The 13,135-nt window shown below is 70.8% G+C and carries 12 protein-coding genes; 4 read left to right on the forward strand and 8 right to left on the reverse strand.

Annotation, left to right across the window (positions count from 1 at the left end; genetic code table 11):
* Positions 1-425 precede the first annotated feature (425 nt).
* From PSH25_RS19785 to rpmH, 8 genes are all read right to left on the reverse strand, one after another.
* Positions 426-1,442, reverse strand: coding sequence for a ParB/RepB/Spo0J family partition protein (locus PSH25_RS19785; RefSeq protein ID WP_238660493.1), 1,017 nt, complete (start codon positions 1,440-1,442; stop codon positions 426-428).
* Positions 1,443-1,469: 27 nt separating this feature from the next.
* Positions 1,470-2,795, reverse strand: coding sequence for a ParA family protein (locus PSH25_RS19790; protein WP_308193700.1), 1,326 nt, complete (start codon positions 2,793-2,795; stop codon positions 1,470-1,472).
* Positions 2,796-3,051: 256 nt separating this feature from the next.
* The gene (gene rsmG / locus PSH25_RS19795; RefSeq protein ID WP_372492814.1) at positions 3,052-3,750 is read right to left on the reverse strand and encodes a 16S rRNA (guanine(527)-N(7))-methyltransferase RsmG; all 699 of its coding nucleotides are present in this window, start codon (positions 3,748-3,750) and stop codon (positions 3,052-3,054) included.
* A gap of 117 nt (positions 3,751-3,867) precedes the next feature.
* Complete coding sequence (locus tag PSH25_RS19800; protein WP_238660495.1) at positions 3,868-4,485, reverse strand: Jag family protein; 618 nt, start codon at positions 4,483-4,485, stop codon at positions 3,868-3,870.
* 212 nt (positions 4,486-4,697) lie between these two features.
* Positions 4,698-5,687 (reverse strand): membrane protein insertase YidC, encoded by a 990-nt coding sequence (yidC, locus tag PSH25_RS19805; protein WP_238660502.1) that lies wholly within the window; start codon positions 5,685-5,687, stop codon positions 4,698-4,700.
* Between the two features lie 2 nt (positions 5,688-5,689).
* Positions 5,690-5,986 carry a membrane protein insertion efficiency factor YidD gene (gene yidD / locus PSH25_RS19810; RefSeq protein ID WP_238660497.1) on the reverse strand — a complete coding sequence of 99 codons (297 nt, stop codon included), beginning with the start codon at positions 5,984-5,986 and terminating at the stop codon, positions 5,690-5,692.
* Positions 5,983-6,399, reverse strand: coding sequence for a ribonuclease P protein component (rnpA, locus tag PSH25_RS19815; protein ID WP_238660498.1), 417 nt, complete (start codon positions 6,397-6,399; stop codon positions 5,983-5,985). The genes yidD and rnpA overlap by 4 nt, the downstream gene beginning before the upstream one ends.
* 34 nt (positions 6,400-6,433) lie before the next feature.
* On the reverse strand, positions 6,434-6,571 hold the full coding sequence (gene rpmH / locus PSH25_RS19820; RefSeq protein ID WP_007453904.1) for a 50S ribosomal protein L34: 138 nt from the start codon (positions 6,569-6,571) through the stop codon (positions 6,434-6,436).
* Positions 6,572-7,196: 625 nt separating this feature from the next.
* Here rpmH and dnaA point away from each other — a divergent pair.
* The 4 genes from dnaA (at position 7,197) to recF (ending at position 12,997) form a co-directional block, all read left to right on the forward strand.
* On the forward strand, positions 7,197-9,026 hold the full coding sequence (gene dnaA / locus PSH25_RS19825) for a chromosomal replication initiator protein DnaA (RefSeq protein ID WP_238660504.1): 1,830 nt from the start codon (positions 7,197-7,199) through the stop codon (positions 9,024-9,026).
* Between the two features lie 774 nt (positions 9,027-9,800).
* Complete coding sequence (gene dnaN, locus PSH25_RS19830; RefSeq protein ID WP_124774224.1) at positions 9,801-10,934, forward strand: DNA polymerase III subunit beta; 1,134 nt, start codon at positions 9,801-9,803, stop codon at positions 10,932-10,934.
* 40 nt (positions 10,935-10,974) lie between these two features.
* A complete protein-coding gene (gene gnd, locus PSH25_RS19835) occupies positions 10,975-11,847 on the forward strand; it encodes a phosphogluconate dehydrogenase (NAD(+)-dependent, decarboxylating) (RefSeq protein WP_203122499.1) in 873 nt (290 codons plus the stop codon).
* A 16-nt stretch (positions 11,848-11,863) separates the two neighbouring features.
* Positions 11,864-12,997: a DNA replication/repair protein RecF gene (gene recF / locus PSH25_RS19840; protein WP_238660499.1), complete on the forward strand. Its 1,134-nt coding sequence runs from the start codon at positions 11,864-11,866 to the stop codon at positions 12,995-12,997.
* Positions 12,998-13,135: the final 138 nt, after the last annotated feature.

Below are 13,135 nucleotides of genomic sequence, written 5' to 3' on the forward strand. Positions count from 1 at the left end.
CACGTTGCGGGTCCGCAACCACTTCGCCGGTCACCACGTCCGCCGGCCGCCACGTCCGCCGCCATGTCCGCCGCCCGCCACCACGCCCGCCCGCCGCCCGCCACGTTCGCGGTCCGTCGCCGCGTCCGTCGGCCGCCGCCGCGTCCGCCCGCCACCACATTCGCGGGCCGCCCGTGCCCGTGCCCGCGGATTTGCTCCCCAGCCTGCGGCCAGCGCGACCCATCCGCCCACCATTCCCGCTCACTCATCCTGCCGTCGGAAAGGGACGCCGGATTGGCGGGACGGGCCGAGGACGACGGCGGTCCGCAGGGCAGGCCGATCCGGAATCAGGCCCGACGGCTGTTTCACGTGAAACGTGACGACCCTGGGATGCGGAACGGCCGCGCCCCCGGTGGGTAGCGCGGCCGTAGGCGAGAGGGGCGGGCTCAGTCCTCCCCGCTCTCCTCCTGCTGCACTCCGATGATCCCGACGATCCGCTCCAGGTCGTCCACCGTCGCGAACTCGATCGTGATCTTGCCCTTGCTCCGGCCGATGTCCACCTTCACGCGGGTGTCGAACCGGTCGGACAGCCGGTCGGCGAGATCGGTCAGGGCCGGAGCGTGCGCCTTGGGGCGGCGCTTCGCGGCCTGACCCTTCGCCGGCCCGTCGTTCAGTGCCAGGGCCACGATCTCCTCGGTCGCCCGAACCGACAGTCCCTCGGCCACGATCCGCAGGGCCAACTGTTCCTGCGCCTCGGCCTCGTCGAGGCTCAGCAGAGCGCGGGCGTGCCCGGCCGACAGGATGCCGGCGGCGACCCGGCGCTGCACCTGTGCGGGCAGGTTCAGCAGTCGGATGGTGTTGGAGATCTGCGGGCGACTCCGGCCGATCCGGCGGGCCAACTCCTCGTGGGTAGCCCCGAACTCCTCCAGCAGTTGCTGGTAGGCGGCGGCCTCTTCCAGCGGGTTCAGGTTGGCCCGGTGGATGTTCTCCAGCAGGGCGTCGCGGAGCATGGCGTCATCACGGGTGTCCCGGACGATCGCCGGGATGCTCTCCCGCCCCACCGCCTGGGCGGCCCGCCAGCGCCGCTCGCCCATCACGAGTTCGTACTTCTCGTCGTCGAGCTGCCGAACGACGATGGGCTGGAGGAAGCCGACCTCCTGGATCGAGGTCTTCAGCTCCTCCAGCGCCTCCTCGTCGAAGACCTGGCGGGGCTGCTTCGGGTTGGGCATGATCGCGTCGACCGGGATCTCGGCGAATCGAGCACCGGGCACCGGGCTGAGCACGGGCTCGGGCTCGTGGGCCGGCGCTCCGGCAGGCACCGTGGCGACGGCGACGCTGCCCGCCTCTTCCACGTACTCGTTCTCCGGCTCGGCCGTCGCGGTGCCAGCGGCACCTGGCGCCGGCCCGGTCGGGATCAGCGCCCCCAGGCCCCTACCCAGGCCGCCCCGAGGACGGTTCTTCATGCCACGCCTCCCAGCGACTCGTCCGCACTACGCATTCCGGCCCACCGGCTCCTTGACGCCGCGCTCGGCGATTTCCTGGGCGGCCTCGAAGTAACTCGTGGCGCCCCGCGAACCGGGATCGTAGGTCATCACCGACTGGCCGTAGCTCGGTGCCTCGGAGACCCGGACGTTGCGGGGGATGACCGCCTGCAGAACCTTGTCGCCGAAGTGGTTCCGGACGTCCTGCTCGACCGCGTCGGCCAACCGGGTGCGGCGGTCGTACATGGTCAGCAGGATGGTGGAGACATCGAGCTTCGGGTTGAGGTGCTGGCGTACCAGGTTGATGTTGTTGATCAGCTGGTTGAGCCCTTCCAGCGCGTAGTACTCGCACTGGATCGGGATCAGCACCTCCTGCGCGGCGACCAGAGCGTTGACCGTGAGCAGGCCGAGCGAGGGCGGGCAGTCGATGAAGACGTAGTCGAACTCGCCCGGGTAGGCGGCGATCGCCCGGTCCAGGCGCGACTCCCGTGCCACCACCGACACCAGCTCGATCTCCGCGCCGGCCAGGTCGATGGTCGCGGGTACGCACCAGAGGTTGGGGATGCCCTCGACCGCCTGTGCCACCTCGGCCAGCGGCACGCTGTTGATCAGGCAGTCGTACACGTCGGGGATTCCGGTGTGGTGCGGGACGTTGAGCCCGGTCGAGGCGTTGCCCTGCGGGTCGAGGTCGACCACGAGCACCCGGTTGCCGTGCAGGGCGAGCGCCACCGCAAGGTTGACGGTGGTGGTGGTCTTACCCACGCCGCCCTTCTGGTTGGCGACGCACATGACCCGGGTCCGGTCCGGCCGAGGCATGGTCACCTCGCCACTGGGATTCAGGATCTGCACGGCGCGCATCGCCTCCATAGCCAACGGTGGGTCATCCTCTTCGCGCGTCGGGGTTTCACGTGAAACGTACGTGGGGTCGGCCGCCACGGCAGCCAACGACTCGGTCGAAGCGACCGGGGCGTCGGCGACCACCGGCGCGGCGTCCCGAACGACGGCCGCGGTGGGTTGGTGCGGGACGGCCGCCTCGAAGCGAACCGCCGCAGCGGTGTTGCGGCGACCCGAGGTCGACCGCACCTCGGCGGCGTTGACCGGTCGGCTCGACGCGTCCGGCGTCCGGCGAACACTCGCCGGCTCCGGAATGGCCGAGCCTTCTGGCCGCACCGAGCCCGACGGGGGGTCGAGCGCTGCTGGCGGATCGCTGTCGGTAGGTCGGGTCGGTGACCCGGTCGCGCCGGGCGACCAGCTCGGGTAGTCGGTTTCACGTGAAACGGGATCGCTGGTCGACCCGGTCACGCGTGGATCGTCGTACCTGCCGTCGTCATGCACCTGTCATCCCTGCCCGCTTCGGATGGTCGGTCCGCGCCCCGGTCAACTTGGCCGCATCCACGGCCGCAACCCCGAGCGTACGGCCCACGGGAGCGGTCGGAGACCCGCGACGTCCGTCACCCGCTCCACACTATCGACGCGCGGTCAGCCTACGGCGGACGGGCGCGGCCGGTCCACGTCGGGTTCTCATCCCCTCGTCCATCCGTACCGGTACAACGAGGCAACCCACCGGCCGGAAGCCCGATGGCGCGAAGTGTCACCCTCGGCGGGCGCGTCCGCCTCGGGCGCGTTTCTTGGCCGCCGGGCGGGGCGGGCCCACCATCCGCTCGCGGACGATCTCCACGACCGTGGTGGGCGGATCGATCACCCCGACGCCGCAGAGCTGCACGGTCGGCTCCCCGCCGCCGAGACGCGCCACCACCTCGGCGTGCTCCTCGATCTCGGCCGCGGCGGACGAGCCCTTGAGCGCCAGCAGACGACCACCGCGAACCGCCAGGGGGAGGCTCCAGCCCGCGAGCCGATCCAGGGGCGCGACCGCGCGCGCGGTCACCACGTCTCCACTGATCGGATCCCGGCCGCTCGAACCGCTGGCGGCCTCGTCGGCCCGGCCGCGGAACACCCGTACCGACTTGGCCAGGCCGAGTCGCTCGACGACCTCGATCAGGAACGACGTCCGTCGGGCCAGCGGCTCGATGAGGGTGACCGTGAGGTCGGGGCGGGCGATGGCCAGGACGAGACCGGGCAGGCCGGCGCCGGAGCCGACGTCGAGCACCGTCGCGCCGGACGGGATTCGCTCGGCGACCGCCGCGCAGTTGAGCAGGTGCCGGTCCCAGATGCGGGGTGCCTCCCGGGGGCCGATCAGACCGCGGACCACCCCGTCGGTGGCCAGCAGTTCGGCGTACGCGGCGGCCAGGTCGAGACGGTCGCCGAAGAGCGTCAGCGCGGCCGGAGCCAGCTCGGGCGGCAGCGCCGCGTCGGCCGGTGACGGGGCGGTGTCGTGCCCGGCCGATTCGGCGTCGGCGGTGGCGGGCCGGACACGGCGTCGGCCGTGATGTCGTCGTGGGTCACCCGATCAGTCCGCCGGCCGTACGACGATGCGCCGGTTCGGCTCCACACCCTCGGACTCGCTCGCCACGCCGGACATGGCGTTGACGACGTCGTGCACGCACTTGCGCTCGAACGCGGACATCGCCTCCAGGCGGACCGGCTCGCCGTACTCCTTGACCTTCTCGACGGCGTTCTTGGCGACCGCGGCGAGTTCCTTGCGGCGGTTCGCGCGGTAGCCACCGACGTCGAGCAGCAGACGGCTCGGCGTACCGGTCTGCCGGAAGACGGCAAGGCGGGTCAGCTCCTGGAGCGCCTCCAGGGTGGCCCCGCGCTGACCGACCAGATTCTGCAGCCGCTCACCGACCACCTCGACCATCGGACGGCCGGCGGCGACCAGCTCGTCGATGTCGCCGTCGTAGTCGAGGATGTCGAGGAGGCCCTCGACGTAGTCGGCGGCGATCTCGCTCTGCCGGAACAGGTCGCCCTCGCCCACCGCCTTCTTCGCCCGGGTGCCAGCGGCGGTGCCGGTGTCGTCGTCCGCCTCGGTGTCGTCGGCTTCGGTGTCGTCGCCGTCCACCGCGAGCGGGGCGGTCTCCTCCTCGTCCAGGGACTGCTCGGCGCGGGGGATGCTGGTCTCGGTCACGGTCTCATCTCCGTACTCGCTCGGCCGGACCGTCGGGTCCGACTGGTTTCCCGGGGCCGGCGGGAGGTCGCCGGTGCCCACGGGCACGTCTGTACGGGCAGTGTCGCCCGTGGCCGCGCGGTGCGCGGTCGGTTCCACCCGGCGCCGGCCGTACGGCGGCTGCGCGGTGCGGAACGGGCCGCCGTCGGTGATCCGACGGCGGCCCTCGCAGGTCAGCCCTGCCGCTTGGCGGGGCGGCTCTTCTTCGGGTTGTTCACCGGCTTGGCGCCCGGCTTCGGCCCGGCCACCTTGGGAGCGGTCGCCTTGACCGGCGCCGGCGGGGCCGTCTTGCCGCGACCGAACAGGCCACCGGACTTGGCGGGCTGCACCGGGTTGCGGGTGGCGGCGGGGGCGACGGCCTTCTTGGCGGTCACCGGCGGCGGGAACTTCCGCAGCACCCACTGCTGCTGGCCGAGGGTGAAGAGGTTGTTGGTGACCCAGTAGATGATGACGCCGATCGGGAAGATCGCGCCGGAGATCAGCAGAGAGGCGGGGATGCCGTAGAGCATCAGTCGCTGGATCATCCGCTGCTGCGGGTCCTCGGCCCAGCCGGTCTTGAGGATCATCTGACGGCTGGTCAGGTAGGTGGTCGCGATCATGACCAGGACCAGGACACCAGCGATGATCTTCACGGTGGTGCCGTTGGCGCCGAGGCTGGCCAGTTCGTCGGCCGTGGAGCCGAACTTGCCGGCGATCGGGGCGGTGAACAGCTTCGCCTGCGAGGCGCTCTGGAACTGGTCGACGGTCCAGCCGTAGAGGGTCTTGTTCTGCTTGTCCGGGTCGAGCCGGCGCAGCACGTGGAAGAGGCCCAGGAAGACCGGGATCTGAAGGAACATCGGAAGGCAACCCATCAGCGGGTTGGCCTTCTCCTTCTTGTAGAGCTCCATCATTTCTTTCTGGAGCGTCTCCCGGTCACCCTTGTGCTTCTCCTGAAGCTCCTTGACCTTGGGCTGGAGCGCCTGCATCGCCCGCTGCGACTTGATCTGCTTGACGAAGACCGGGAACAGGATCACCCGGACGGTGACCACCAGGAAGATGATGGACAGGATCCAGGCGAAGTTGGTGCCGATCACCGCGCCGACGGGCACCCCGATGGCGTCCCAGGCAGAGTGCCAGGTCAGCAGGATCCACGAAATCGCGTAGTAGATCCAGTCGAGACTCAGACTCAATTCGGGGCTCCAGTCACATCAGCACGGCGGCGGCCGCCCGGCTCCGGCACCGGGTCATATCCACCAGGGTGAAAGGGGTGGCAGCGCAACAACCGCCGGACCGCCAGCACGGCTCCCCGGAGCGCGCCGTGCCGAGCGACCGCCTCCTGGGCGTACGCACTGCACGACGGGTAGAACCGACAGCGAGCCGGCAGGGCCGGACTTATCCACCGACGGTACGCGATGATGGGCGCGATCAGCACCTTGGCACCGGTTGTCGACGGGCGTGGGCTGCTCTGCTCGGTGCCGCTCATCGGGACCGCCGCTCGCGGGGCGATCGGGCGACCACGATGGCGGCGTCCAGGTCGGTGGCGAGCCGAGGGTACGACGCCTGGGCCGCGGCCGGGAGCGCCCGGACGACCAGCGTGCTGCCGGCGGGTAGCGCGGTCAGCCGTTCCCGGACCAGCGCCCGCAGTCGACGCCGGACCCGGTTACGGGTCACCGCGTTGCCGACCGCCTTGGACACGACGAAGCCGGCACGGGACGGCACGGACGACTGCTCCGCACTGTTGTCCCGTACCGGCTCCGGCGAGGTCGGTGTGCTGGGGTCGGCGGTCACCGGCACGGCCAGGTGGACCACGACGGCGCCACGTCCGGCGCGTCGGCCACCGCGAACCGCTGCGGCGAAGTCAGTGCTGCGCCGCAGTCGCTGTGCGGCGGCCAGCACGACTGCCCACGTCCCCTGGACCGGCCCGGTCGGCTCAGGCCGACAGGGTGGTGCGACCCTTGGCGCGACGGCTCGACAGGATGGCACGGCCGGCACGGGTGCGCATGCGCAGCCGGAAGCCGTGGGTCTTCGCGCGCCGGCGGTTGTTCGGCTGGTAGGTGCGCTTGCTCACGTCAGGCTCTCCGTTTTCGTACGCGCCCCGCGCGAAGGGATCGCCGGGGTCGTGTGGTGGTCCAGGCCACCTCGAGGGTGGCCCACGATCGGTGCTGCCCGGCGGAGCGGGACCTCGGCGGTGCGGGGATGCGACCGCGGACAGCAAGCACCCATCACCCTAGCAGAGGGCGAGAAAGCAGCCGTTCCAGCCTACGCAGGGGGGCAATGACCGTCAAACACCCCGAGCGGCGGACAACGGGACGCGCCCGAGGCCGGAGGGCGGTTTTCGCTGATGCCGACAAGGGCGCCGCCGCGTCGCCGGTTGATGGCGCAGGGACAACGCTGTTACCGTGCCCGATTGCGGTGAGCGTCGGAAGCTCCGGTCGTCGCGCAGGCAAGACCGGACAAGGCAGTGAATCGTTCGGCACGGTGAACCCGCTTCAGCGCCCGTTCAGGCAGGGGCAGGTCCCACCCGCGTCCGGCGGCGGCCACAATCGGTCGGTACACAGGCTGTGGATAACTTGTGGATGACCACCGGTCGACCGTCCGGGTGGGTGTTGTTCCACCCGCGAACGCGGCGGGCCCGGGACGGCCGGCTGGCAGACAGCGGCGGCCGGGAGCAGAAGCGAGGGGGTGGCACGACGGTGGCCGGTACGACCGACCTTGCCGCAGTGTGGTTAGCGGCGACCGACGAGCTCGCCGACGAGATCATCTCCGCCCAGCAGCGTGCCTATCTCCGACTGACCCGGCTGCGAGCGATCGTCGAGGACACCGCACTGCTCTCCGTTCCGGACGCGTTCACCCGCGACGTGATCGAGTCACGGCTGCGCCCGGCGATCACCGAGGCGCTCACCCGCCGGCTCGGCCGACCGATCCAGGTCGCGGTCACCGTCCGGGTGGCCGAGGACGCCTCCGGCCGACCGGCCGGCACCGTCTACCGCAGCGCCCCGGAGCCCGGCCCGCTCGACATCGACGGCCCGGGCGTCGCGCCGTTCGACGACGACCAGGGTGCTCGGCCGTCGTCCGACGCGATGATCCCGGAGCAGTCGCCCGCGCCGCGTACGCCCGATCCCGGTCCGCCGCCCGCGCCTGCGGGTCCGCCGCTCGCGCCGCCCGTCGACGGGCATCGCTCGGGGCTGATCCCCGCCAGCAGGGACGGGCAGGAGGCGTTGTTCAGCGCCTCCTTCGCGGAGCCCATGCGCTCGCCCCGACCGGGCCCGGACCGGCGCGGCTACGACGAGCAGGCCGCCCGCCTGGACCCACCGGGCCCGGACACCCGGCCCTACGAGCCCCGCTACCGGGACGACTCCGCGTCGCCGCGCGACCAGCACGTGATCCGTTCGCTTCCCCGGGACAGCGGAACGGACAGCGGCCCGGGTCGCAGCGCGGTGGACCATCGCACCGGTGGCCGCGACGACCGCCGGTTGCCCGGTGCCGACACCGGTGGCAACCGGCTCAACCCGAAGTACATGTTTGAGACGTTCGTCATCGGCTCGTCCAACCGCTTCGCCCACGCGGCGAGCGTGGCGGTGGCGGAGTCGCCGGCCAAGGCGTACAACCCGCTGTTCATCTACGGGCACTCCGGGCTGGGCAAGACGCACCTGTTGCACGCCATCGGGCACTACGCCACGACGCTCGGCAACGCCCGCTCGGTCCGGTACGTCTCGACCGAGGAATTCACCAACGACTTCATCAACTCGCTCCGGGACGACAAGACCAGCGCGTTCCAGCGGCGCTACCGCGACGTCGACATCCTGTTGATCGACGACATCCAGTTCCTGGAGAACCGCGAGCGCACCCAGGAGGAGTTCTTCCACACCTTCAACACGCTGCACAACGCCAACAAGCAGATCGTGATCACCTCGGACCGGTCGCCGCGCCAGCTCGCCACCCTGGAGGACCGGATGCGCACCCGGTTCGAGTGGGGGCTGCTGGCCGACATCCAGCCACCGGATCTGGAGACCCGGATCGCGATCCTGCAGAAGAAGGCGGCGCAGGAGCGGATGTACGCCCCGCCGGACGTGTTGGAGTTCATCGCCTCCCGGGTGTCGAACTCGATCCGGGAGCTGGAGGGCGCCCTGATCCGGGTGACCGCCTTCGCCAGCCTGACCCGGTCGACAGTCGAGCTGTCGCTGGCCGAGGAGGTGCTTCGGGACTTCATGCCCGACGGCGCCGGTCCGGAGATCAACGCCGACCAGATCATGGCGTCGACCGCGGACTACTTCGGGGTGAGCCTGGAGGACCTACGCGGCCAGTCCAGGTCCCGGGTGCTTGTCAACGCCCGCCAGGTGGCCATGTACCTGTGTCGGGAGTTGACCGAGCTGTCGCTGCCCCGGATCGGGCAGGCGTTCGGCGGCCGGGACCACACCACGGTGATGCACGCGGACCGCAAGATTCGTCAGCAGATGGCGGAGCGCCGCTCGCTGTACAACCAGATCGCCGAGCTGACCAACCGGATCAAGCAGAACAGCTGAGGCGTACGACCGCCGTACGGCGGCGCACAGCCCGGGACACGCCCGGCCGGATCTCCGGTCGGGCGTTGTTTTTGGTCCGTCAGCTGGACTCTCGACATGGTGTAGGCCACAGCATCGAGGCCGTGACCGCCTCGTCCTCCACTCGTTGTCCACAGCTCGTTATCCACCGTCGGTGGATAACTACGGTCCGTCCTCCGCCAGTTACCCACAGGCTGTGGAGAAACCCTGTGTACGAGGCTGTGGACGCCTGGGGACGACGGTCAAGTTATCCACCGATCATCGTCAACCTGTGTACGGGCTGTTGAAGGTTCTGGGGATGACGGCAATGGTGATCTTCCCCGCGATCCACAGGCTTGGGGAGAAAGTCGGTGGATTACCGGTGGACAACCGGTGGACAACGGTGGACAACCGGCCGGCGTCGCCGGGCTGTGGACACGCGAGCCGGTTGTACCCCCGGTTCTCCACAGCTAAATCACCGGTGGATAACCTGTCTGACCTGCGCAGACCTCGGTTTTCCACAGTTTGCACAGGTGCGATGAAGACGATGAGTTATCTCTTCTAAGAGAACAAAAACCAATCATCACCGTTGGGCTTTCTGTGGATCGGGCCGAACGCTGTCGGATCAGCCGGTCAGCATCGACACGATCCATGGGGTCGGGCGCACAGCCGATACCCCCGCGCCCTAAGGTGCGATGGGTACCCGCACGGTCGGGCGGGACGGTAGGCAGCGGTCGGCATGAGAGAGTTGTCGCTGACGTCGACGCGGAGGCATTGATGAAGTTCCGAGTGGAGCGCGACGCGCTCGCCGAGGCTGTGGCGTGGACCGCGAAGAGCCTGCCCAACCGGCCATCCGTACCGGTGCTCGCCGGGGTGATGCTCCGCGTCACCGACGGCAACCTGCGGGTCTCCGGGTTCGACTACGAGGTCTCCAGCCAGGTGACCGTCGAGGTGCAGGGCGACGCCGACGGCGCCGCGCTCGTCTCCGGCCGCCTGCTCGCCGAGATCACCAAGGCGTTGCCGGCCAAGCCGGTCGACATCGCCGCGGTCGGCGCGCACCTCGAGCTGGTCTGCGGCAGCGCCCGGTTCACCCTGCCCACCATGCCGGTGGAGGATTACCCCGCGCTGCCCGAGATGCCGCAGAGCGCCGGCACGGTCGACGCCGCCGCGTTCGCCACCGCGGTGTCCCAGGTGGCCATCGCGGCCGGTCGGGACGAGACGCTGCCGATGATGACCGGCGTCCGCGTCGAGCTGTCCGGCAACACGCTGTCGATGCTCGCCACCGACCGTTACCGGTTGGCGCTGCGCGAGATCCAGTGGCGGCCGGACGACCCCGACGTGAGCATCAACGCCCTGGTGCCCGCCCGCACCCTGAACGACACCGCCAAGGCCCTCGGTCCGCTGGGCGGCGAGGTCACCCTCGCCCTCGCCCAGGGCGCCGCGGGCGAGGGCATGGTCGGCCTCGCTGGTGGCACCCGACGCACCACCAGCCGGCTGCTCGACGGCGCCAACTACCCGCCGGTGCGCTCGCTCTTCCCGGCCACGCACAACGCCGCGGCCCGGGTGCCGGTCAGCACGCTGATCGAGGTGGTCAAGCGGGTCGCGCTGGTCGCCGAACGCACCACGCCGGTGCTGCTCAGCTTCAGCGCCGACGGCCTGGTGGTCGAGGCCGGCGGTTCCGAGGAGGCCCGGGCCAGCGAGGCGATGGAGGCCACCTTCACCGGTGACCCGCTGACCATCGGCTTCAACCCGCAGTACCTCATCGACGGTCTGGCGAACCTGGGCGCCCAGACGGCCGTGCTCTCCTTCGTCGACGCCTTCAAGCCCGCGGTGATCTCTCCCGCTGGCGAGGATGGCGAGGTCATTCCGGGGTACCGGTACCTCATCATGCCGATCCGCGTCTCGCGCTGATCGCGCCCAGCAACACCCAGATCCACGGAGGTAGAAACACATGCAGCTCGGCCTGGTAGGACTCGGCCGTATGGGCGGCAACATGCGGGAGCGGTTGCGTTCGGCCGGGCACGAGGTGGTCGGCTTCGACCACAACGCCCAGATCAGCGACGTCACGACCCTCGCCGGCCTGGCAGAGAAGCTTGAGTCGCCGCGCGCGGTCTGGGTCATGGTGCCCGCCGGTGTCACCGACGCCACGATCGACGAGCTAGCCGAGGTGCTCGGCGAGGGCGACATCATCATCGACGGCGGCAACTCGCGCTTCAGCGACGACGCCCCCCGCGCCGAGCGGCTCAACCAGCGCGGCATCGGCTACCTGGACGTCGGGGTCTCCGGCGGCGTCTGGGGCCGGCAGAACGGCTACGGGCTGATGGTCGGCGGCGCCCAGGAGCACGTGGACCGCCTGATGCCGATCTTCAACGCGCTCAAGCCGGAGGGCGAGTTCGGCTTCGTGCACGCCGGGCCGGTCGGCGCCGGGCACTACTCGAAGATGGTGCACAACGGCATCGAGTACGGCCTGATGCACGCCTACGCCGAGGGCTACGAGCTGATGGCCGCCTCGGAGCTGGTGACCAACGTGCCGGGCGTCATCAAGTCCTGGCGGGAGGGCACCGTCGTCCGTTCCTGGCTGCTGGACCTGCTGGACCGGGCGCTCGACGAGGACCCGGAGCTGGCCGACCTGAGTGGCTACACGGAGGACACCGGCGAGGGCCGGTGGACGGTCGACGAGGCGGTCCGACTGGCTGTGCCGCTGAACGTCATCACCGCTTCGCTGTTCGCCCGGTTCGCCTCCCGGCAGGACGACTCGCCCGCCATGAAGGCCGTCTCCGCGCTGCGTCAGCAGTTCGGTGGCCACGCCGTCCACAAGCGCTGAGCGGTATCCACAACCTGTGTACGTTCACCGGCTGGAACTTGTCGACTTCCGTTCGTACGAGCGGGTGGCCGTCGACCTCCAGCCGGGGGCGAACGTCCTGACCGGCGCCAACGGCGTCGGCAAGACCAACCTCGTCGAGGCGCTGGGCTACGTGGCGACCCTGGACTCACACCGGGTCGCCACCGACGCACCGCTGGTCCGGATGGGCGCCACGTCCGCGGTGATCCGCTGCGCGGTGGTGCACGACGGCCGCGAGCTCCTGGTCGAGCTGGAGATCGTGCCCGGCAAGGCCAACCGGGCTCGGCTGGGCCGCTCGCCGGCGCGGCGGGCCCGGGACGTGCTCGGGGCGCTCCGGCTGGTGCTCTTCGCCCCGGAAGATCTTGAGCTGGTTCGGGGCGACCCGGCCGAGCGCCGCCGCTACCTTGACGACCTGCTGGTCAACCGCCAGCCCCGGTACGCGGGCGTGCGGGCCGACTACGAGCGGGTCGTCAAGCAGCGCAACGCCCTGCTGCGCACCGCGTACCTGGCCCGCAAGACCGGTGGATCCCGGGGCGGTGACCTCGGCACCCTCGCCGTCTGGGACACCCACCTGGCCCAGCACGGCGCGGAGCTGCTCGCCGGCCGCCTGGAGCTGGTGGCCGCGCTCACCCCGCACGTGGCCAAGGCGTACGACGCGGTGGCGGCCGGTCAGGGCGCGGCCAGCATCGCGTACCGGCCGTCGATCGAGCTGGCCGAGCCGACCACCGACCGGGCCGCGCTGGCCGAGGCGCTGACGGCGGCCCTGGCCGCGTCCCGCTCCGCCGAGATCGAGCGGGGCACCACCCTGGTCGGCCCACACCGCGACGAGTTGGCCCTGAGCCTCGGCCCGCTGCCCGCCAAGGGGTACGCCAGCCACGGCGAGTCGTGGTCGTTCGCGCTCGCGCTGCGGCTGGCCGGGTACGACCTGTTGCGCGCCGACGGCATCGAGCCGGTGCTGGTGCTCGACGACGTCTTCGCGGAGTTGGACACCGGCCGCCGGGAGCGGTTGGCGGAGCTGGTGGGTGGGGCGAGTCAGCTGCTGGTCACCTGCGCGGTGGACGATGACGTGCCGGCCGCCCTGCGCGGCACCCGCTATCAGGTCGGCGAAGGGACGGTCCGCCGTGTCGGGTAAGCCAGGCACCGGTCGGCCAGCGGCAGGCGACGACCCGGCCGCGCGTACTCCCAAGGCGGCGGAGGGACCGGCGGGCGGTGAGCCGGCGGCGGCCGCCAGCGGGCCGGAGCTGGCACGGGAGGTGCTGGACGCCGCCCT

This window comes from Micromonospora foliorum (assembly GCF_022229015.1).
Lineage (GTDB): Bacteria > Actinomycetota > Actinomycetes > Mycobacteriales > Micromonosporaceae > Micromonospora > Micromonospora foliorum.

Excerpts from the sequence above, each read along its gene's own strand:
- gnd (WP_203122499.1), top strand. The coding sequence starts at position 10,975 with ATGCAGCTCGGCCTGGTAGGACTCGGCCGTATGGGCGGCAACATGCGG.
- yidD (WP_238660497.1), bottom strand. The coding sequence starts at position 5,986 with ATGAGCGGCACCGAGCAGAGCAGCCCACGCCCGTCGACAACCGGTGCC.
- dnaN (WP_124774224.1), top strand. The coding sequence starts at position 9,801 with ATGAAGTTCCGAGTGGAGCGCGACGCGCTCGCCGAGGCTGTGGCGTGG.
- PSH25_RS19785 (WP_238660493.1), bottom strand. The coding sequence starts at position 1,442 with ATGAAGAACCGTCCTCGGGGCGGCCTGGGTAGGGGCCTGGGGGCGCTG.